At 55.6% G+C, this 18,568-nt stretch carries 22 protein-coding genes and 1 tRNA gene; 16 read left to right on the plus strand and 7 right to left on the minus strand.

Features of this window, described 5'->3' with window-relative positions:
* Positions 1 to 98 precede the first annotated feature (98 nt).
* Together ACR0BD_RS15830 and ACR0BD_RS15835 are read right to left on the minus strand one after the other, a co-directional pair.
* Complete coding sequence (locus tag ACR0BD_RS15830; RefSeq protein WP_480831842.1) at positions 99 to 557, minus strand: hypothetical protein; 459 nt, start codon at positions 555 to 557, stop codon at positions 99 to 101.
* Between the two features lie 263 nt (positions 558 to 820).
* Positions 821 to 2,458 carry a winged helix-turn-helix domain-containing tetratricopeptide repeat protein gene (locus tag ACR0BD_RS15835; RefSeq protein ID WP_480831844.1) on the minus strand — a complete coding sequence of 546 codons (1,638 nt, stop codon included), beginning with the start codon at positions 2,456 to 2,458 and terminating at the stop codon, positions 821 to 823.
* A 167-nt stretch (positions 2,459 to 2,625) separates the two neighbouring features.
* Here ACR0BD_RS15835 and ACR0BD_RS15840 point away from each other — a divergent pair, with 167 nt between their 5' ends.
* Positions 2,626 to 3,042: a hypothetical protein gene (locus ACR0BD_RS15840; protein ID WP_480831846.1), complete on the plus strand. Its 417-nt coding sequence runs from the start codon at positions 2,626 to 2,628 to the stop codon at positions 3,040 to 3,042.
* 199 nt (positions 3,043 to 3,241) lie between these two features.
* Here ACR0BD_RS15840 and ACR0BD_RS15845 read toward each other — a convergent pair.
* Positions 3,242 to 3,331: transfer RNA gene (locus ACR0BD_RS15845), tRNA-Ser, on the minus strand.
* Between the two features lie 124 nt (positions 3,332 to 3,455).
* On the opposite strand from ACR0BD_RS15845, the gene ACR0BD_RS15850 reads away from it, so the two are divergent.
* The 9 genes from ACR0BD_RS15850 to ACR0BD_RS15890 all read left to right on the plus strand — a co-directional run bounded on the left by ACR0BD_RS15850 (position 3,456) and on the right by ACR0BD_RS15890 (position 10,447).
* Positions 3,456 to 4,298, plus strand: a complete 843-nt coding sequence (locus tag ACR0BD_RS15850; RefSeq protein WP_480693530.1) for a DUF2059 domain-containing protein — start codon at positions 3,456 to 3,458, stop codon at positions 4,296 to 4,298.
* Entirely contained in the window at positions 4,298 to 5,098 is an 801-nt protein-coding gene (locus tag ACR0BD_RS15855; RefSeq protein WP_480831847.1) for a DUF2059 domain-containing protein, read from the plus strand. Before ACR0BD_RS15850 ends, ACR0BD_RS15855 begins: the two co-directional genes overlap by 1 nt.
* Before the next feature lie 210 nt (positions 5,099 to 5,308).
* On the plus strand, positions 5,309 to 5,923 hold the full coding sequence (locus ACR0BD_RS15860; protein WP_480831849.1) for a 50S ribosomal protein L21: 615 nt from the start codon (positions 5,309 to 5,311) through the stop codon (positions 5,921 to 5,923).
* 11 nt (positions 5,924 to 5,934) lie between these two features.
* Entirely contained in the window at positions 5,935 to 6,204 is a 270-nt protein-coding gene (gene rpmA, locus ACR0BD_RS15865) for a 50S ribosomal protein L27 (RefSeq protein ID WP_010440093.1), read from the plus strand.
* Positions 6,205 to 6,298: 94 nt separating this feature from the next.
* Positions 6,299 to 6,457, plus strand: coding sequence for a hypothetical protein (locus tag ACR0BD_RS15870; RefSeq protein WP_480831851.1), 159 nt, complete (start codon positions 6,299 to 6,301; stop codon positions 6,455 to 6,457).
* On the plus strand, positions 6,454 to 6,990 hold the full coding sequence (locus ACR0BD_RS15875; protein ID WP_480693534.1) for a GNAT family N-acetyltransferase: 537 nt from the start codon (positions 6,454 to 6,456) through the stop codon (positions 6,988 to 6,990). Before ACR0BD_RS15870 ends, ACR0BD_RS15875 begins: the two co-directional genes overlap by 4 nt.
* A gap of 37 nt (positions 6,991 to 7,027) precedes the next feature.
* Positions 7,028 to 8,062: a GTPase ObgE gene (gene obgE, locus ACR0BD_RS15880; RefSeq protein WP_480831853.1), complete on the plus strand. Its 1,035-nt coding sequence runs from the start codon at positions 7,028 to 7,030 to the stop codon at positions 8,060 to 8,062.
* Positions 8,050 to 9,156: a glutamate 5-kinase gene (gene proB / locus ACR0BD_RS15885; RefSeq protein WP_480831854.1), complete on the plus strand. Its 1,107-nt coding sequence runs from the start codon at positions 8,050 to 8,052 to the stop codon at positions 9,154 to 9,156. The genes obgE and proB overlap by 13 nt, the downstream gene beginning before the upstream one ends.
* Before the next feature lie 28 nt (positions 9,157 to 9,184).
* Entirely contained in the window at positions 9,185 to 10,447 is a 1,263-nt protein-coding gene (locus ACR0BD_RS15890; RefSeq protein ID WP_480831856.1) for a glutamate-5-semialdehyde dehydrogenase, read from the plus strand.
* On the opposite strand, the gene ACR0BD_RS15895 is transcribed toward ACR0BD_RS15890, so the two are convergent.
* Positions 10,444 to 11,040: a histidine phosphotransferase family protein gene (locus tag ACR0BD_RS15895; protein WP_480831858.1), complete on the minus strand. Its 597-nt coding sequence runs from the start codon at positions 11,038 to 11,040 to the stop codon at positions 10,444 to 10,446. The genes ACR0BD_RS15890 and ACR0BD_RS15895 overlap by 4 nt on opposite strands.
* A 43-nt stretch (positions 11,041 to 11,083) precedes the next feature.
* Between ACR0BD_RS15895 and ACR0BD_RS15900 the strand changes: the two genes are divergently transcribed.
* From ACR0BD_RS15900 to tsf, 5 genes are all read left to right on the plus strand, one after another.
* On the plus strand, positions 11,084 to 11,266 hold the full coding sequence (locus ACR0BD_RS15900) for a DUF3553 domain-containing protein (RefSeq protein ID WP_480693541.1): 183 nt from the start codon (positions 11,084 to 11,086) through the stop codon (positions 11,264 to 11,266).
* Positions 11,267 to 11,363: 97 nt separating this feature from the next.
* Positions 11,364 to 12,119, plus strand: a complete 756-nt coding sequence (gene olsB, locus ACR0BD_RS15905; RefSeq protein WP_480831860.1) for an L-ornithine N(alpha)-acyltransferase — start codon at positions 11,364 to 11,366, stop codon at positions 12,117 to 12,119.
* Positions 12,106 to 12,960: a lyso-ornithine lipid O-acyltransferase gene (olsA, locus tag ACR0BD_RS15910; protein WP_480831939.1), complete on the plus strand. Its 855-nt coding sequence runs from the start codon at positions 12,106 to 12,108 to the stop codon at positions 12,958 to 12,960. The genes olsB and olsA overlap by 14 nt, the downstream gene beginning before the upstream one ends.
* A gap of 165 nt (positions 12,961 to 13,125) precedes the next feature.
* Positions 13,126 to 13,926 (plus strand): 30S ribosomal protein S2, encoded by an 801-nt coding sequence (gene rpsB, locus ACR0BD_RS15915; protein WP_480693544.1) that lies wholly within the window; start codon positions 13,126 to 13,128, stop codon positions 13,924 to 13,926.
* Positions 13,927 to 14,002: 76 nt separating this feature from the next.
* The gene (tsf, locus tag ACR0BD_RS15920) at positions 14,003 to 14,878 is read left to right on the plus strand and encodes a translation elongation factor Ts (RefSeq protein WP_480831862.1); all 876 of its coding nucleotides are present in this window, start codon (positions 14,003 to 14,005) and stop codon (positions 14,876 to 14,878) included.
* A 383-nt stretch (positions 14,879 to 15,261) separates the two neighbouring features.
* On the opposite strand, the gene ACR0BD_RS15925 is transcribed toward tsf, so the two are convergent.
* The 3 genes from ACR0BD_RS15925 to ACR0BD_RS15935 form a co-directional block, all read right to left on the minus strand.
* Positions 15,262 to 16,017 (minus strand): LuxR family transcriptional regulator, encoded by a 756-nt coding sequence (locus tag ACR0BD_RS15925; protein WP_480831863.1) that lies wholly within the window; start codon positions 16,015 to 16,017, stop codon positions 15,262 to 15,264.
* On the minus strand, positions 16,014 to 16,463 hold the full coding sequence (aroQ, locus tag ACR0BD_RS15930) for a type II 3-dehydroquinate dehydratase (protein WP_480693547.1): 450 nt from the start codon (positions 16,461 to 16,463) through the stop codon (positions 16,014 to 16,016). The genes ACR0BD_RS15925 and aroQ overlap by 4 nt, the downstream gene beginning before the upstream one ends.
* A 135-nt stretch (positions 16,464 to 16,598) precedes the next feature.
* Positions 16,599 to 17,594 (minus strand): NADPH:quinone oxidoreductase family protein, encoded by a 996-nt coding sequence (locus ACR0BD_RS15935; RefSeq protein WP_480831865.1) that lies wholly within the window; start codon positions 17,592 to 17,594, stop codon positions 16,599 to 16,601.
* A 137-nt stretch (positions 17,595 to 17,731) separates the two neighbouring features.
* On the opposite strand from ACR0BD_RS15935, the gene ACR0BD_RS15940 reads away from it, so the two are divergent.
* Positions 17,732 to 18,550: an SDR family oxidoreductase gene (locus tag ACR0BD_RS15940; protein WP_480831866.1), complete on the plus strand. Its 819-nt coding sequence runs from the start codon at positions 17,732 to 17,734 to the stop codon at positions 18,548 to 18,550.
* The last annotated feature ends 18 nt before the right edge of the window (positions 18,551 to 18,568 follow it).

Below are 18,568 nucleotides of genomic sequence, written 5' to 3' on the forward strand. Positions count from 1 at the left end.
TGCTTACAGGAAGGTCAATGTGGATGCGTTGTTACGTGGGGACATGGGAATTCCGCACCTCAGCAGCGGCCGCCACCTTGGTGACGGCCGTCACGTGTTCATTGCTGGGACAACAGCGCCCGAAGTTCCAAAAGCTTTTCGGAAATAGTCTCTGGTGAGGTCTTGATATCCTCCAGGATTGCCAAAGCCTGGGTTTTAAGACTTTCGGTCAGTTCACTCTCCTGCACCGAGGTCATCAAGGTTTCATAATCGAAATTCTGAACCGCAAGCGAGCCGTCCTCGATCCACGAATTCAACAGATCCTGTCCTTGATTGGCCAAGGACGCGACTTCGTCAGCGGCTTGATCTGCCAATTCGGTGGCTGCCTGACCAGCTTGCTCACTCGCCTCAGAGGCCTGTTCAACCACCGAGTCGACCGCATCACCTACTGCGTCGCCTGTATCCTGCGCCGCCGATTGAATCTGTTCGGCTGGCGTGGGCTCGGGTTGGGTAAGATAATAATAGAGACCGGCTCCGAGACCGGCGACGATAACACCTAGGACAATTGTGCGCGACATGCGTGTCTCCTGCTAAAAATGCACAGCTTTGAGGTGTTCCAAGGTTATTGACAAACAAAGGGGAAATCCCTCGGGTTCGCGGCACAATAGGGAAATGGGCTGCACTACGCCTATCCGGGAAAAACGTTTGGCAAGAACACGCCATTGTCGAACGCTGCGTCATAAAACGGTTGGGAAATGAGCTGGGATCAACGGCGTTTTGAGCCCGCCAAAAGACTTTGGTCCGTGCGTCTTATTGATTTGGAGGCTTTGCTGTTCGGGGCTTACTCAGGCACGCCGGCACTTTGCAAACTGGCCAACCAAATTCTTCTGTTCTCAGGGTGGTTCTTGGAACCCGCAAATTGCCGTCGCATCGCAGAAATAGAGAGCTTTGGGTTAATCTCTAACGCGTCGTTAACGGCTTTTTGCGCCTCTTCGGTCTTGCCGAGTTCTGCCAGGTTCGCGGCACTTAGAAGGTGATGGAACAGACGCCATGTTTTGCTGGTTGCAACCGCACCGAGTTGGCGTGAGGCTTCCAGCGCTTCTTCGTACCGCCCGAGGTGGAAGAGTATATGACCCTTATAGAAAAACATGTTCTGCAACATGGGATCGCGCGGGCTTAACCTGATCGCCATCTCAATCTCGGGTAGGGCTTTTTCCTGCATGCGAAACCAATCGTATGTATGCGCCATCTCTAACCGAATGCGGGCATCATTGGGGTTCAGAGCGACAGCACGTTCAAGATTCGCAATGGCCGGATCAGCCTCGCCGGTAAAACGGTAAATGTAGCCCAAAGCGGCGTGGGCCTGTGCATCCTGATCATCCAACTCAATCGCGCGTTTTGCCGCTTCGGTCGCGGCGATCAACGTGTCCTGAGGGGATTCTGACCACTGAAAGAAGAAAATGGTCCCCAAAGCGCGGGCCAAAAGGCTGTATGCCGCCGCGAAGCCCGGATCAGCCGCGATGGCCTCTAGCGCGAACTCCACTGCTTCCCGCTGCGCGTCTTGCGAGAATACGGACTGTTGCGCCCGACCGCGGAGATAAATGTCCCAGGCATCCATATCCTCGGTGGGCTTTTTCTGTGATCTTGCCTGATCTGACTGGATGATCTCGGGTAATAACTGCCCTGCGATTGCCTGACTGATTTCGTCCTGAACGTCGAAGACATCGGTCATTTGCCGATCGAACACTTCAGCCCAGATGGTTTCGGCGCTGTCCACATCGACAAGTTCGCCGCTGACGCGAAGTTGGTTATCCGCGCGTCGAACGCTTCCACGTACAACGTAACCGACGCCAAGATCGCGGGCGATCTCGATCGGGTTGGACTGATCTTCAGCGTAAGACAACATCGTCGCACTTGAGACCACGAATAGGTCCCGGTTTCGCGAAAGATGCGCAATCAGGTCGTCGGTCAGGCCATCGACAAAATACTGACCGGTTTTTCCCTCACCAATGTTGTCAAACCGTACGACGGCCAAGGCGGGTTTCCCTGTGTCGGGCAACCTCTGTCGATCCGCGAATATGGAGAACGACATCAGGACTATAGCCAGAACCAGCAAAGCCCCGGCGACAAGAATGCCACGGCTTTGTAGTTTCGGGGCGGGCTCCTGCAGTTCTTCGCCCTCGGCAACCGGGGCTACGAATTGAAAACCGCGTTTTGGGTAGGTTTTTATATACTCAGCGCTTGCGGCAGAGTCGCCCAACGCTTTGCGCACAGACCGAATACGTGTGTTCAGGGCTGCATCCGTGATAGCAGCCCCATCCCAAATCTCGTCGATAATGTCTTGCTTACTGACAATCCGCTCGCGGTTTTCGACCAATAACTCCAGCAGCTGAAGGGCTTGCGGCTCTAAAGCGACCGGTTCCCCAAGGCGGCTCAACCCTTGTGTGGGATCAAGCTGGAAATCCAAAAAACGATACATACTGCAATTTACACACTGAAATGCCTCTCGCTCAACGAAGTTTGCGAATTGTCATATGGATGTCAGAAAAAATCAGCTTTCGATCAAGCCTGTCCAACCATGCGGAAATAACCTTCTGATGGGGCGCATCCTCCCTTTAACGCCCCCAGCGACACAGGAGACAGGACATGAAACGGTTTTTAACATTTTGCGCGGCAACGGCCCTTATTTTCGCAGGCAGCGGGGCATTTGCAGAAACAGATTTAGAAAAGGCACTAGGCGAGGGCGGTGAACGTCTGAATGCGGATCAGATTGCCGAACTCTTGATTGGCAACACGGTCACCGCAACCGCCGGAGAAAAGACATTCCGCTTCTTTTATGACCCCAATAACGTCATTACCGGAGAGTTGACGAATGGCGGTTGGAGTGGTGCCGGAAGCTTTGCCATTACCGATACCGACCGAGTTTGCGTATCAATGGCAGCGGACAATGGCCGTTACCGCTGCATGACAGTTCTGCGCGTGGGCGATGCCGTCCATAAATTCAGCGCTGAGGGAAAAAGAACCTTCGAACTGCATAGCTTTGAGCCGTCTACCGGTCTTTGATCCCTCAAAGTGTTTCAACACAAATCCAAACTGCCGTCGACCCATCCGCCGTTGATGGCAGTTTTTCGCTTTCTTAGCGCGACTTCAGATTTTCTCGTCCTTCTCGATACAAACGAGTAGAGCGGCCGCAAAAAATGTTCGCTTCAAAACACTCGAAGTTTAACGAAAATGGCCACAACGCACATTTGAAAAGGGATAGTGGCGGAGAGACAGGGATTCGAACCCTGGGTGGGCTTGCACCCACAACGGTTTTCGAGACCGCCCCGTTCGACCACTCCGGCACCTCTCCGCGGGGGTCTGTGAGGGGGGGATTTAGTGAGGAACGCGCAGGGGTGCAAGCAGAAAATTCCCCAAATTCACTATGACGGGATTTTCCATTGCCAGACGCCATAAAACACCTAGGCTCTGTTGGCATGAGACACTTCTATCGCACCACCGTTTTACCGCTCTGTCTGCTTTTGCTCACGCTTTTCGCGTTCCCGCTGTCCGCTATGGCAGCCGAACGTGACCGGATAGAGGCTTTTCTAACCACGACTGGATTTGATGTCGCCCTTGAAAGCATCGCGTTGGCGTCTGCATCGGCACCGCGAATGCTGGGTATAGACCCAGATGGGTTCGGCTCAGATTGGTCGAGGTTGACCGAAGAGGTGTTTGACACCGAGGACATGCATGAAACTGCGGTCTCAATCCTTGAGCAAACGCTGAGTGACGATGCTTTGAACCACGCGGTGGAATTCTATGCCTCAGACCTCGGCCAAAGACTGGTCGAAGCTGAAAACGCATCACATTTGGTGGAAGATGATGACGCCAAGGATCGCGAAGGCCAAGAGATAGTATCGGGGCTGATTCAGCAGGGCTCTCAACGTGTCGAAGAACTAAAGCGCATGAATAGTGCCATTGACTCCAGCGGCACCGCTTTGCGTGCCTTGCAAGAAATACAAGTCAGGTTCCTGTTGGCGGCCAGCGCCTCGGGTGTCATTGACCTGCAGATGGGGGCAGACGACCTGCGTGCGCTAATGAAACAGAACGAAGCGGGGATGCGACAGGCCCTGCAGCTTTCTGCATTGGCAGGGGCCGCCTACACATACCAGGATTTTTCCGATGACGAGGTCATTGCATATGCCGACGCTCTCGAACAGCCGCTGATGCAAGAAGTCTATGAGCTGTTGAACGCGATCCAATATGAAATCATGGCCATGAAATTCGAGGTGCTGGCCGCACGAATGGCGGACTTGCATCCGGCGCAGGATATCTGATGCGCGGGCTGTTCACCTTTTTGATATTGACCTTTTGGGCCGCTCAGGGAATTGCGGACGAAAAGGTCGACCGTCTGATGTCGGCCATCAGGCTGGATCAGGTGATCAGCATTCTACGAGACGAAGGTCACGTGCACGCGCATGATCTGAATGAAACTCTTCTGGGCAATGCCGGCGGCGCTTATTTCAACGATCAGCTGGATAGCATTTACAACAAAGACTGGATGCACGACCAAATATCCAGCGTCTTCGTCGACAGCTTGACCGAGTCCGAATTGGACCGCGCAATCGTGTTCTTTGAAAGCGATCTGGGGCAGGCTGTGATCTCGCTCGAAAACTCGGCCCGGTCGGCGATACAGGATGACGCCATCCTGGAAATGGCAAAGGACAGCTACTTTAACAGCGATGAGGACAACACGCTTTTTCAGCTTGTTGACGAATACATCGAGGTTAACGATCTGGTCGATCAAAACGTTCAAAGCGCGATCAGTGCAGATTTCAACTTTTTCCGGGGTCTGAACGAAGATGTCGGCGGAGATGACGCGGAACTGCTGGCCCAGTTGCTTGCTGAAAAAGACAACATCGCCAGAGAAACCGAAACTTGGCTGTTTTCTTTTCTGTTGATGGCATACCAGCCATTGGATGAAAGCGAGATGCGCGAGAACATAGCCTTTTCACGAACGCAGACCGGGCGGGCTGTGAATAAAGCGTTTTTTGACAGTTTCGACCGGATGTATGATCAGATATATTACCGACTTGGACTGGCCGTTTCGCAGGCCCTAAGGGGTTCAGATCTGTAACCTCGCTTTTGATGTTGACTTTCCGTCCCATTCCGTAAATAAGCGCGCATCCCGGCCGGTTCTTCCGCGCCGGGTCTCGTTATTATTGACCCAAAGGGCTTGGTTCCACGGGTCGTCACACAGCCCGAAAAGGGCGCGCTGTTCGAGGTGGCGAAAGCCAGCAACACCCAAACGGGGACCACAGAACGCGGTTTGGAAAAGGAAAGACGCATGTTTGCGGTCCTCAAGACTGGCGGCAAGCAGTACAAGGTTCAGGCGGGTGATATCCTCCGCGTTGAAAAGCTGGCTGCCGACGCAGGTGAAAAAGTTCAATTCAACGATGTTCTGATGCTGGGCGGTGACGCTCCGGTTGTTGGTGCACCTTTCGTTGAAGGCGCAGGCGTACAGGCCGAAGTGATCGAACAGATCAAAGGTGACAAGGTCATCAAGTTCGTCAAGCGCCGTCGTAAGCACAGCTCGAAGCGTACCGTTGGCCACCGTCAGAAACTGACACTGGTCAAAATCACCGACATTCTGGCGTCAGGCGCTGACAAGTCGGGCATCAAAGCGGCTACCGGTTCGGCACCGGCCGGCGAAGCGGCACCTGCTGCAAAGCCTGCCAAGAAAGCTGAAGCCAAAGCAGAAGCACCCGCCGTTGCGGCTGCTGCCGACGATCTGACCAAGCTGAACGGTGTCGGCCCTGCCGCTGCCAAAAAGCTGAACGACGCAGGTATCGAGAGCTTTGCCGCTCTGGCCGCCTTGTCGGACGAGCAGATTGCTGCTATCGACACCATCAAAGTGAAACCCGAATGGGTTGAGCAAGCCAAAGAGCTGGCTCAAGGCTAAGGAGAGAGAGAATGGCACATAAAAAAGCTGGCGGTTCCTCCCGTAACGGTCGCGACTCAGCTGGTCGCCGCCTTGGCGTGAAACTGTATGGTGGTCAGGCGGCCATCGCAGGCAACATCATCGTGCGTCAGCGCGGCACCAAGTTCTGGCCGGGCGAAGGCGTGGGCATGGGCAAAGATCACACCATCTTTGCAACTGTTGATGGCGCCGTGAAGTTCCACAAGGGACTCAAGAACCGCACATTTATTTCGGTCCTGCCAGTGGCGGAGGCCGCAGAGTAAGCCGAAACCCTAAAGGTTTAGAAATAAATGGGGGACCGGCAGAAAATGCCGGTCCCCTTTCTCGTTTTTAACACAGTTTTGAACTATGAGCCCGATGACAAACGCAGCAAGCACCATACCGCCCCTGTTTCGGGGACGGATTGCCCATGCGGTTGAAGATCGTCTGGGCCGCAAATATCTGATGTGGACGTTAATTGGTTTTGCTGTTGCGTCTGCAATTTACGTGTTGTTCGGAGGAGGAACGCACTCATGAAACTTGAGGCAATCATAAATCAGCCGGTCATAGAAACCGAGCGGTTCGACCTGCGCCCATTGCGTCGGTCGGATATGGGTCTCATTGAGCACTACGCAGGCGACGAACGGGTCGCGCGTATGACCACGACAATTCCGCATCCGCTGCCTCCGGGCTCGACCGAAGCCTTTGTGACACGCGCTATGTCCGAAGAGCGGGACGAAGATGTTTGGGCCATGGACGCAACCAAAGATGGCGGGCCCGAACTTATCGGCCTGATCTCGTTAACGCGTCTGGACCGCAACCAGTCCGAAGTCGGCTATTGGGTTGCGCCGATCTATTGGAATACTGGCATTGCCTCGCTGGCCGTCGAAGCCCTGGTTAACGCCAACCCGCTTGAGAACGCCAATATGTTCGCCAGCGTGTTTCAGGATAACCCGGCCTCGGCGCGGGTACTGACACATTGCGGGTTCGAATATCTGGGCGATGCAGAAAGCTATTCGGTGGCGCGCGACGCTAATGTGCCCACCTGGACATATACCAAGAAACTCTGACTTGTGGCCGATGGGGCCTTTGCAGTAGGGGACAGTCATGAAATTTCTCGATCTTGCAAAGGTCTACATCCGGTCCGGGGCCGGTGGGGGCGGCTGCGTCAGCTTTCGGCGCGAAAAATACATCGAATATGGCGGCCCTGATGGCGGCGATGGCGGCAAGGGCGGCTCCGTCTGGGTTGAGGTCGTGGACAGCCTGAACACGCTGATCGACTTCCGCTATCAGCAGCATTTCTTTGCCAAGAACGGCCAGCCCGGCCGCGGCCAACAACGGACCGGCAAGGATGGCGATGACATCGTGCTGCGCGTACCTGTCGGGACCGAGATTCTGGACGAGGACGAAGAGACCGTCATCTGTGACCTGACCGAGGTGGGTCAGCGTGTGCTGTTGGCCAAGGGTGGCAACGGCGGCTTTGGCAACCTGCATTTCAAATCGGCCACCAACCAGGCTCCGCGCCGGGCCAATCCGGGGCAGGCGGGGATCGACCGCACCATCTGGCTGCGGCTCAAGCTGATTGCCGATGTGGGTCTGCTGGGAATGCCCAACGCAGGCAAGTCGACCTTTCTGGCCGCCACATCAAACGCGCGACCCAAGATTGCCGATTACCCGTTTACGACTCTGCACCCCAATCTGGGTGTTGTAGGCGTAGACAACGTGGAATTCGTTGTCGCTGACATCCCCGGCCTGATCGAAGGTGCCCATGAGGGGCGCGGGATTGGAGACCGTTTCCTCGGCCATGTCGAACGCTGTGCCGTGTTGCTGCATCTGGTTGATGGTACATCGGAAACTGTCGCCGAGGACTACCGCACCATCATTCACGAACTTGAAGCCTATGGCGGTGAGTTGGCCGAGAAACCTCGGATCACCGTACTCAATAAAATCGACGCCCTGGATAATGAAGAACGCGATGAGGCTTTGGCCGAATTGCAGAATGCAGTCGGTGGCCCTGTCATGACAATGTCCGGAGTGGCTCATCTGGGTGTGACAGAAGTTCTTCGCGCCTTGCGCGGCCAGATAGATGACAATCGGGTTCGTCAAAAGCCCGTTGAGGAGGCGCAGCCTTGGCAACCCTGAAGGCCGCAAAACGTCTTGTTGTCAAAATCGGGTCGGCGCTGCTTGTCGACCGGACAAGTGGTCTTTTGCGGTCGGAATGGCTGCACTCCCTTGCGCAGGACGTGGCGTGGCTTAAAGGGCAGGGCACAGATATGATCCTCGTGTCCTCTGGCTCGATCGCGTTGGGTCGGGGTGTTCTGGGTCTCGCGGTACAGGACTTGCCGTTGGAACAATCTCAGGCTGCAGCGGCGGTCGGACAGATCCGCCTTGCCCGCGCCTATGAAGAAGCTTTGACACCCCACGACATAACGACAGCGCAAGTTCTTGTAACGCTGGAAGACAGTGAAGATCGACGTCGTTACCTGAATTCGCGCGCGACGCTTGAAACCCTGTTGGGCTTGGGTGTTGTCCCCATTGTCAACGAAAACGACACGGTCGCCACAGACGAAATCAGATATGGCGACAATGACCGACTGGCGGCTCAGATCGCAGTGACTGTCGGTGCGGATCAGTTGATCCTTCTTTCTGACGTTGACGGGTTTTATTCAGGCAACCCGTCTGAGGATGCCACGGCCACGCGGTTCGACGTGATCGAGAATATTACCCCGGAAATTGAAGAGATGGCGGGTGATGCCGGGTCCGGTCTGTCTAAAGGGGGCATGAAGACCAAATTGTTGGCAGCTAAAATGGCAACTGCTGCAGGCTGCACAATGGCCATCACCGAAGGATCGCCACTGAACCCTCTGAAAACACTTGAGAACGGCGCAAATTGCACGTGGTTTACGGCGACGGTCGACCCTCACGCAGCGCGCAAACGCTGGATATCGGCGATGAAACCGCGCGGGGAAATCGTAGTAGACTCGGGCGCGGCGCGCGCCCTTGAAAATGGCAAAAGCCTTCTGCCTGCGGGTATAGTCGAAGTGACTGGTGATTTTGACCGCGGTGATCCCGTCGCGATTATGGATCCCCAATCCCGGCGGCTTGCGCAGGGTCTAAGCCGCTACACCGCGCAAGAGGCCGACGCGATCAAAGGGCGCAAGTCCTCTGAGATTGAACTGACACTTGGCTATCCCGGTCGGGCCGTTCTGATCCATCGGGACGATTTGGCGCTGTAACTCATAGTTTGACTGAAAGGCACCCAAGATGAAGGACTTCGACAGCATTCCCGCGCTGATGGCTGACCTCGGAACAAAGGCCAAGGCTGCGGCTGCCGAATTGGCCTTTGCCTCGGCCGAGCAAAAGCACGCTGCTTTGATCGCGGCGGCCGATGCGGTTTGGGCGAACCGGGCACAGATCATCGACGCCAACAAAAAAGACCTTGAGTTTGGCCGTGAAAAAGGCCTGAGCCCGGCTATGATGGATCGCTTGATGCTGGATGAGGCGCGCATTCAAAGCATGGTCGACGGCTTACGCACTGTGGCTGAGCAGACCGATCCGGTAGGTGAGGTCATGACCGAGTGGGATATGCCCTCTGGCCTTCACATCCAAAGGGTTCGCACGCCTTTGGGTGTGATTGGCGTTATCTACGAGAGCCGACCCAACGTGACGGCGGATGCCGGGGCGCTTTGTTTGAAGTCCGGTAATGCTGTGATCCTACGTGGCGGTTCTGAAAGCTTTCATTCGTCAGGGGCAATACACGCCTGTTTGGTCGAGGGGCTGAAAGCCGCGAACCTGCCTGAGGACGCAATTCAGCTTGTCCCGACCCGGGATCGCGCCGCCGTGCAGGAATTGCTGACGATGACGGATTACGTCGATGTCATCGTTCCGCGTGGAGGAAAAGGTCTGGTTGGATTGGTGCAGCGCGAGGCGCGGGTGCCGGTCTTCGCGCATCTTGAAGGGATCGTCCATATCTACATCGATAAGGCCGCAGACCCGCAAAAAACACTGGACGTTGTGCTGAATGCCAAAACCCGCCGCACAGGTATCTGCGGCGCCGCTGAATGTCTGCTGATCCACCAAGACATCGCCGAAACTCTGGGCCAGGACGTGATCGCCGCTTTGCTGGCTGCTGGGGTGGAAGTGCATGCCGAAGGCGTGTTGGCCGCGAATGGAACAGTCGCGGCATCAGCGGAGGATTGGGGGAAAGAATTCCTCGACAGCATTATTGCTGCGAAACCGGTGGCTGACATCGATGAGGCCATTGCCCATATCCGCCAATTTGGCTCAAATCATACGGACTGCATCATGACCGAGGACTCCTCGGCCGCCGCTCGTTTCTTTGAGCGTCTCGACAGCGCAATCCTTATGCACAATGCCTCGACCCAGTTCGCAGACGGCGGAGAATTTGGGATGGGCGCTGAAATCGGTATAGCAACCGGCAAAATGCATGCCCGCGGGCCAGTCGGCGCTGCGCAATTGACGAGCTTTCAGTACCTCGTACGCGGAAATGGCACGGTCCGGTCTTAAAAGCGGATCGCGACACGCGTCGCCGTCGTCTCAACGGCGACACGTCGCCCCATTGCGGCTGCCGTATCTGGCAACAATGCAAACTGGACCTGCGCCGGCGTGACTTTGCCAGGGAAATTACCCTTGGGCATGTTGTTCCAAAGGGTGCTGTTGATATTCAGTTTATCGGCGACCCCAGCGACAAGCCATGCATTGCCTTCACAGCGAATAGTCACCTCGCCACCGAAAGGCATCGCGCTTTCGCAGCACATAAGCGCCAAAAACGCGAGCTTGACCTGGTTACGTGGCACAGGTTCGGTCACGTGCCAATTGACCCGCACTCGGCCAGCACGTTCGACATCGCACAACAGTTCATTAACCTCAGCGCGTCCCAGGGGTTGGTCGCTGGCCGATCCAAATGCCACCCGAAAGAACCGGATGCGTGCACCTGCGCTTCCGACACTGCCCGAGATCAATTCCATCTCGGGGCCTTGGACAGCGCCGACCATTTCAAGCAACTCAAGACCATTGGTGATTGCCCCGATCGGGCTGATCAGGTCGTGACAGATCCGCGAACCAATCAGTTCGGCCAGGTTGACGTCTGACGCACTCATGCGTACCTCCTGCTGTATCTGCCGCCGGACTCGGAGCCCAGTCATGTCAGACCTAAATGCCATTCTCGCACCGGGGATGTTTGTCCGCCACCCCGATTTTCCCGATTGGGGCATTGGACAGGTTCAGTCCAACATCGGAGGCAAGATCACCGTAAACTTCCGCGAGCAGGGGAAGGTGGTGATTGACGGAACGCGCATCGCCCTGATGCCGGTCTTTGATCCATGAAACTGGTTTAGGAAAGGTTAACGTATAAAGGGTTTACCTCGTGTTGCCATTCCCCCAAAACCTGCGGTATCAGCGCTGAAACCAAACGGAAGCACTGATGCCGGAAACAGGCCCATCCTTCACTGTCAAACTTGCGGAAAACGAGGGCGAACTGCGCGCGGCACAACGCTTGCGATATGACGTTTTCGTCCGCGAACTCGGCGGCGGCGGAGAGATGGTCGACCACGAGAATCAACTCGAGCAGGACCGTTTTGATCCCTATTTCGATCACATGCTGGCAATTGACGACCAGACAGGCGAAACTGTAGGCGTTTACAGGCTGTTACCGGGCGAACGTGCTGCGGATTTGGGCCAGTTCTACTCAGAGGATGAATACGATCTGACCGTTCTCAAGAACAGCGGTCGCAAGCTACTGGAGTTGGGGCGGTCGTGCCTGCACAGGGATTACAGGGGTGGAACAGCCATGTACCACCTTTGGAACGGCTTGGCTGACTATGTAAACAAAAGAGAGATCGAAGTTCTTTTCGGTGTCGCCAGCTTCCACGGAACCGATGTCTCTGCCCTTGAGCAACCTTTGTCTATGTTGCATCACAACCATCTGGCGCCCGTCGATTTAAGGGTCCGGGCACAGCCCGAGGTATTCCAGTCAATGGATCTGGTCGCACCTGACGCGTTGGATCGCCGCGCAGCTATGGTGCAAGTTCCGGCACTGATCAAAGCGTATCTGCGTCTGGGCGGATTCGTGGGCGAGGGGGCATTCATCGACCATGCCTTCAACACCACTGATGTATGTCTGATACTCGACACTGCCCGGATGAATGATCGTCAGCGGCGTATCTATGGCGGAGCCTGAATTCGTGAGTGATGCGTCCTGGCAAAGCGAAGAAGCGCCTGACCCATTTGAGTTGGGCGTTTTAGGATGGGGGCTGGTGCTATTACGAGGATTACCGCTTGCCGTGCTGGTTTTTGGTGGCCTCGTCATTTTGCTGATCGTTCGTTTGTTCGAACGTCCGGTTTTCGGAGTGCAGCGCCCAATCACGCCGTTCATAACGCAATTCGTTTGTCGCAACGCATTCCGAATCCTTGGTATGGGCTTTAGCGCGTCGGGTGCTCTGATGACGCAACGCGGGGCGGTTGTTGCAAATCATTCCTCGTGGCTGGATATCTTTGCTCTGAATGCCCGTAAAAGGGTCTATTTCGTGTCAAAGGCCGAGGTTGCCAAGTGGCCGGGAATAGGCTGGTTAGCGCGCGCAACAGGAACCGTTTTTATCGAGAGAAACCGCAAAAAGGCGCGTGAGCAAACGCTGCTGTTTCAGGAACGTCTGACTGCCGGGCACAAACTGTTGTTCTTCCCCGAGGGCACCTCGACCGATGGGTTGCGCGTTTTACCTTTTAAAACAACGCTTTTCGCTGCTTTCTTCACCGATGAGCTGCGCGATTTCATGTATGTCCAGCCCGTGACTGTCATCTATCATGCGCCTAACGGGCAGCCGAGCCGCTATTACGGTTGGTGGGGCGACATGGATTTTGGCCCGCATCTTTTAAAGACATTGGGCGCCCGCAGACAGGGCTCGGTCGAACTGATCTATCATACACCCGCCAAAGTCAGCGATTTTGAAAACCGCAAGGCGCTGGCCGCCCATTGCGAAGAGGCAGTGCGGCACGCCCACGCGTTTGCGAGACTTGAAAAATAAGGGCAATTGGCCCTTGCGCTGCATTAAAACCTGCCGTATACGCGCGCCATTCTAACCCGCAGGCGGGGTTTGGGCTTTTTGAGGGAGACATCCTCATCAGGCCCGCCGGTTGGAGCATCCGCTTCTTTCACCCCCGCCCAGGCGTAAACCGGAAAAGGAAATAGCATGGCTCTTCCCGAGTTCACCATGCGTCAGCTGTTGGAAGCTGGCGTTCACTTTGGTCACCAGACACAGCGTTGGAATCCCCGCATGGGCCCGTTCATCTACGGCTCGCGCAATGGCATCCACATCATGGACCTGACCCAGACCGTTCCTATGCTGGATCAGGCTCTGCAGGCCGTTCGTGACACCGTTGCAAAAGGTGGCCGCGTTCTGTTCGTTGGTACCAAGCGTCAGGCTGCCGGCCCGATCGCAGAAGCCGCTGAAAAGTCGGCTCAGTACTACATGAACCACCGCTGGCTGGGCGGCACGCTGACCAACTGGAAAACCGTTTCCCAGTCGATCAACCGTCTGAACCAGATCGACGAAGCAATGGAATCGGGTGCCGAAGGCCTGACCAAGAAAGAGCGTCTGGGCATGGAGCGTGACCAGCAGAAGCTGCAGGCGTCGCTGGGCGGTATCCGCGAGATGGGCGGCGTTCCTGACCTGCTGTTCGTCATCGACGTCAAGAAAGAAGCACTGGCCATCGCCGAAGCCAACAAGCTGGGTATCCCGGTTGTGGCTGTTGTCGACACCAACTGCTCGCCCGATGGTGTGGATTACATTATCCCCGGCAACGACGACGCAGCGCGCGCCATTGGCCTGTACTGTGACCTGGCCGCTCGTGCCGCTCTGGACGGTATGACCGCTCAGATGGGTGCTGCAGGCGTTGACCTGGGTGCATTCGAAGAAGCACCAGTTGAAGAGGTTGTCGCCGAGGAAGCCGCTGACGCAGAAGCTGCACCTGAAGCTCCTGCCGAAGCGTAAGCTGCCCGTCACGTAAATGACATATGGGGCAGGGTATGACCTGCCCCAATTCCGTTTGAATTGAGGAGAGCCAAAGATGGCAATCACAGCAGCAATGGTGAAAGAACTGCGCGACTCGACCGGCGCAGGCATGATGGACGCGAAAAAAGCGCTGACCGAAACCGGCGGCAACATGGACGAAGCCGTCGATTGGCTGCGGACCAAAGGTCTTGCCAAAGCGGCCAAGAAATCGGGCCGTACCGCAGCAGAAGGTCTGGTTGCTGTTCACGTCAATGGCGGCAACGGTGTTGCTGTCGAGGTGAACTCGGAAACCGACTTCGTTGCGAAAAACGCTGAGTTCCAAGAAATGGTTGGCAAGATCGCATATGCAGCTGAAGGCGTTGCTGACGTCGAAGCGCTGCTGGCGGCAGACCTGGGCGGCAAGAACGTCGCCGACACTCTGACCGACAAGATCGCCACCATTGGTGAGAACATGTCGGTGCGTCGTATGGCGAAATTGTCGGGCGACACTGTTGTGTCCTACGTCCACAACGCAGCCACCAACGGCATGGGCAAAATCGGTGTTCTGGTTGCACTGACCGGTGGCGATGAAGCGATCGGCAAGCAGGTTGCGATGCACATCGCAGCTGTGAACCCCGCCGCTCTGTCCGAGGCCGACATGGATCCGGCTGTTGTCGAGAAGGAAAAGCAGGTTCAGATGGACATCGCCCGCGAATCCGGCAAACCGGAGCAGGTGATCGAAAAGATGATCGAAGGCCGCATGAAGAAATTCGTGGCAGAGTCGACCCTGCTGAACCAGCAGTTCGTTGTGAACCCTGACCTGACCGTTGAAGCAGCGGCCAAAGAAGCAGGCGCAACCATCACCGGCTTTATCCGTCTGGAAGTTGGCGAAGGCATCGTTGTCGAAAAAGAAGACTTCGCAGCCGAAGTTGCCAAGGCCGCTCAGGGCTAAGCAAAATCTCCGGACCACGTCAGAGGTCCGGAACAAGACATTAGAAACCGGTCATGCATAGCGTGGCCGGTTTTTTGTTTCCAAGAAGCCAGGCAACAAAAAAGGCGCCGAAGCGCCGCAACTGTAAGGATAGGATGAGGGGCCCCGCATGATGGGGATGGTCGAGGCCCCCCAAATTTCCGGCATTGGTACGCGGATAAATAAACGCCCCTTTGCCAGAGCGGTCGGAGAGCCCTGAAATTACAAAGATCCGACCAAATGTTCCCAGGCTAAAGCCACCACTCACGGAACAGTATCAGTTTGCAATTTTGGCCTCGGATTCGGAAAGTCATGTTTTCCTTACCCTACGTAAATTGACGCCCAAAAGCGTCAAATCCGAGGCGTTATGCCTCCATAATGAACATCTGGTTCTGTAGTGATGCTTTTAGAACCGCTTGTGCGGTAGTCTCAACCGCCAGCGACTCACGCGCAAGGCGCAGATGCTTTTCCACGGTAGCCGAAGTGAGGCCCATCAACAGCGCTATATCCTGCGTGGTTTTGCCATCACCCACCCATTCCAAAGCTTCTCTCTGCCGCTTGGTCAGCGCACGGTTCGGGGCATTATAGGGCAGGGTGAGGATCTTGAGATGCGCGACATTGTTCATCAGCAAAATATCTTCACCATGCTCGGCCCATATCGCGTCGACCTCTTGCTGCGAACGACCACCAGAAGCCGACAGCGAAATAGCGCCCTTGGAACGAACGGACACCGAGTTGAAGCTGACGGTATAGCCCGCGACAACACCCTGAGATCGGTTAAAGTCGATAACCTGCTGCTCTTTAGGGGACAGCGTGCCTTCCAGCATCATGTCTTGGGTCATTTGCCAACTGGCTGCGCCCTCATGCTCGAGCGCCCATTTCAGCATCGGCGCATGGAAATAGAGGCCGCGACGCAAGAAACCATCAAGGTAGTCTTTGCCGTGGTTGGTGAGAATTATGAAATCCTCGGGATCCCCCAAGGACGTTTCCGTCTTGTACCGGGTATAACCGTACAGCAGCCGGTCAAACCCAAATTCGGCCATTTGCCGACAATGGGCATCCCAAAGCTCTTCCAGCGTTTTCGTGTAGCTGAGAAAATACAGGTACTCACCCAGCTTCATACACGACCTCCACCTTCGAGGTGTGCCAACAGCGCATCTAATGCCAGGACATAGCCTTGGGGGCCGAACCCACAGATCTGACCCAGTGCAACTTTCGAAATAAAGGACTGATGCCGGAATGGTTCGCGGGCGTGGATGTTGGACAGATGAACTTCGACAACAGGAAGCTCGACCGACGCAATGGCATCCATCAGCGCTATGGACGTATGGGTATAGGCGCCAGCATTCAGAACAATACCATCCTGCGTGCCCTTGGCCGCATGAATTGCGTCAATAAGCACGCCTTCGTGGTTGGACTGTAGGTGCGCAACCTCGATTCCGATGGATTTTCCGTGGTTAAGGCACAAATCCTCAACCATCTTCAGTGTTGTATGACCGTAAACCTCTGGTTGCCGTGTTCCCAGCAGATTAAGGTTCGGCCCGTTCAAAATCAGAGCTTTGTGCATAGTCTCACTGTTCCCATTTACTGGGTTCATAAACGCGAACGGGTGGGTGTGTCCACCGCCTGTGCACTTATCGCGATAGTAGGATGCGTCGAAACAACAACTATTGCTGAGGTTTGAAGAGGCAACAAACCGAAGTCAGGGCATTGTAATTACAATCTTACCGAGAGCGGACCGGTCAGATATTTGCACCAACGCATCCTGGGCCTGTTCCAGCGGGAACATTGCACTGATGCGCGGTCTTATTTTGCCTGCATTGTACAGCCCAAAAAGCTCTCCTACATTTTTGGAATGACCGACTGGATCGCGAAAAACAGACGCGCCCCAGAACACGCCAACAATCTGACATCCCTTTAGCAGGGGCAGGTTAAGGGGTATCTTCGGAATGCCTGCAGGGAAACCGACGACCAGATATCGACCGTTCCATGCCATGCTTCGCAAGGCGGGTTCTGCATAATCGCCACCCACCGCGTCATAAACAACGTCTACACCGTTTGGCCCCGCCAACCTCTTGATTTCGGATGAGAACGCTTTTTGCGCATCGCGATCCATTTGCCTTGAATAGACGATGGTTTCATCCGCACCGATCTGTTTGCAAAACTCTGCTTTCTCGTCGGAAGAAACCGCAGCGATCACCCTTGCACCGGTTGCCTTGGCAAGTTCAATGGCAGCCGTTCCAACCCCACCTGCGGCACCAAGTATCAGCACGGTTTCACCAGCAGTTAGGCCCGCCCGATCCTTCAGCGCATGATAGGAGGTTCCGTAGGTAAAGATAAAACACGCAGCCTCTTGAAAAGGCATGGATTCCGGGAATTTAATCGCCGTTGACGCTTTGATCGTCAAATGAGTTGCAAACCCACCGTGGCCCGTCAGGGCAAGGACGCGGTCGCCTTTACTAAACCCGTTGACGCCTTCGCCGACGGCCAAAACCTCACCCGCGACTTCCCCACCGGGAGCGTAAGGTCGGGGCGGTTTTATCTGGTAAAGGTCCTGAATCATCAAGGTATCGGGAAAGTTCACTCCCGCGGCCTTAATGCCGATCAACAGCTCGCCTTTTCCGGGTACCGGGTCGGGCAGGGTGGTGAGCTCCAGTGTTTCGGGCCCACCCGGGGCGACGCTGAGTAAAGCTTGCATGTTGACCCTATTGTCCTTGTTATTCGGTTACCACGAACTTTGATGCAGCCGCCGGTGTTGTCAAGAAACCGCCAAGGTGCAAACGTCGCTCACATCGCAGCCAACCAAGTCGCCCTAGACGAACGAAGGAGCAGGACATGACCCCCGAAAAACTATTCTCACTGCAGGGTAAAACCGCCTTTGTGACCGGCGGCGCCACAGGGATCGGTCGTATGGCTGCCGAAGCCTTGGTAAGGGCGGGTGCACGCGTGCTGATTGCATCCCGTAAAGGCGACGCTTGCGAGGCTGTTGCGGCAGAGTTGAACGCACTTGATGCTTCGGGCAGTGCCGAAGGCTTTGGCGGTGACGTCAGTACCAAGGAAGGCATCGAAGAGATGGTTGCCGAGGTTAAGAAACGAACGGATAAGCTTGATATACTTATGAATAACGCAGGTGTATCGTGGGGGGCGCCAATGGGTCAGTTTCCTTATGAGGCGTGGGACAAGGTCATGTCCGTAAACGTCGCTGGTATCTTTGACCTGACCCAAAAGCTTTTGCCGATGCTCATGCAGTCCGCAACGCCAGACGATCCAGCCCGCGTCGTAAATGTCGGCTCTGTCATGGGCGAAGTGCCAATGGGAGACGGTGCATACAGTTACTCGGCGTCCAAGGCCGCCGTTTTGCACCTGACAAAGATCCTCGCCAAAGAGATGTCCCCGTACCATATAACCGTGAACGCATTGGCACCCGGGCCCTTTGTCTCGCGCATGACGGCTTTTGCGACCGCTGATGAGGATACACGTGCGCGCGTCGGCAAATCTGTTCCTTTAGGGCGCGTAGGGTCCGAGGACGACATCGCGGGTTGTATGCTGTTTTTGTGCGGGCGCGGCGGCAGCTATGTGACCGGTGCCGTGATCCCCGTCTCAGGCGGTATCAATGTTGTGACGGCTGGCAATATCTTTGCCGAAGCGCTGTAGCATGGCACCGCGGAAGGA

It is taken from the genome of Ruegeria sp. G5, from assembly GCF_056533365.1.

Coding starts and splice junctions, on each gene's coding strand:
- rpsB (WP_480693544.1), top strand. CDS start 13,126: ATGGCTCTTCCCGAGTTCACCATGCGTCAGCTGTTGGAAGCTGGCGTT.
- ACR0BD_RS15935 (WP_480831865.1), bottom strand. CDS start 17,594: ATGCAAGCTTTACTCAGCGTCGCCCCGGGTGGGCCCGAAACACTGGAG.
- ACR0BD_RS15925 (WP_480831863.1), bottom strand. CDS start 16,017: ATGAAGCTGGGTGAGTACCTGTATTTTCTCAGCTACACGAAAACGCTG.
- ACR0BD_RS15855 (WP_480831847.1), top strand. CDS start 4,298: ATGCGCGGGCTGTTCACCTTTTTGATATTGACCTTTTGGGCCGCTCAG.
- rpmA (WP_010440093.1), top strand. CDS start 5,935: ATGGCACATAAAAAAGCTGGCGGTTCCTCCCGTAACGGTCGCGACTCA.
- aroQ (WP_480693547.1), bottom strand. CDS start 16,463: ATGCACAAAGCTCTGATTTTGAACGGGCCGAACCTTAATCTGCTGGGA.
- ACR0BD_RS15850 (WP_480693530.1), top strand. CDS start 3,456: ATGAGACACTTCTATCGCACCACCGTTTTACCGCTCTGTCTGCTTTTG.
- ACR0BD_RS15890 (WP_480831856.1), top strand. CDS start 9,185: ATGAAGGACTTCGACAGCATTCCCGCGCTGATGGCTGACCTCGGAACA.
- ACR0BD_RS15830 (WP_480831842.1), bottom strand. CDS start 557: ATGTCGCGCACAATTGTCCTAGGTGTTATCGTCGCCGGTCTCGGAGCC.
- ACR0BD_RS15840 (WP_480831846.1), top strand. CDS start 2,626: ATGAAACGGTTTTTAACATTTTGCGCGGCAACGGCCCTTATTTTCGCA.
- ACR0BD_RS15940 (WP_480831866.1), top strand. CDS start 17,732: ATGACCCCCGAAAAACTATTCTCACTGCAGGGTAAAACCGCCTTTGTG.
- ACR0BD_RS15875 (WP_480693534.1), top strand. CDS start 6,454: ATGAAACTTGAGGCAATCATAAATCAGCCGGTCATAGAAACCGAGCGG.
- ACR0BD_RS15900 (WP_480693541.1), top strand. CDS start 11,084: ATGTCAGACCTAAATGCCATTCTCGCACCGGGGATGTTTGTCCGCCAC.
- ACR0BD_RS15860 (WP_480831849.1), top strand. CDS start 5,309: ATGTTTGCGGTCCTCAAGACTGGCGGCAAGCAGTACAAGGTTCAGGCG.
- ACR0BD_RS15895 (WP_480831858.1), bottom strand. CDS start 11,040: ATGAGTGCGTCAGACGTCAACCTGGCCGAACTGATTGGTTCGCGGATC.
- obgE (WP_480831853.1), top strand. CDS start 7,028: ATGAAATTTCTCGATCTTGCAAAGGTCTACATCCGGTCCGGGGCCGGT.
- tsf (WP_480831862.1), top strand. CDS start 14,003: ATGGCAATCACAGCAGCAATGGTGAAAGAACTGCGCGACTCGACCGGC.
- olsB (WP_480831860.1), top strand. CDS start 11,364: ATGCCGGAAACAGGCCCATCCTTCACTGTCAAACTTGCGGAAAACGAG.
- olsA (WP_480831939.1), top strand. CDS start 12,106: ATGGCGGAGCCTGAATTCGTGAGTGATGCGTCCTGGCAAAGCGAAGAA.
- ACR0BD_RS15870 (WP_480831851.1), top strand. CDS start 6,299: ATGACAAACGCAGCAAGCACCATACCGCCCCTGTTTCGGGGACGGATT.
- ACR0BD_RS15835 (WP_480831844.1), bottom strand. CDS start 2,458: ATGTATCGTTTTTTGGATTTCCAGCTTGATCCCACACAAGGGTTGAGC.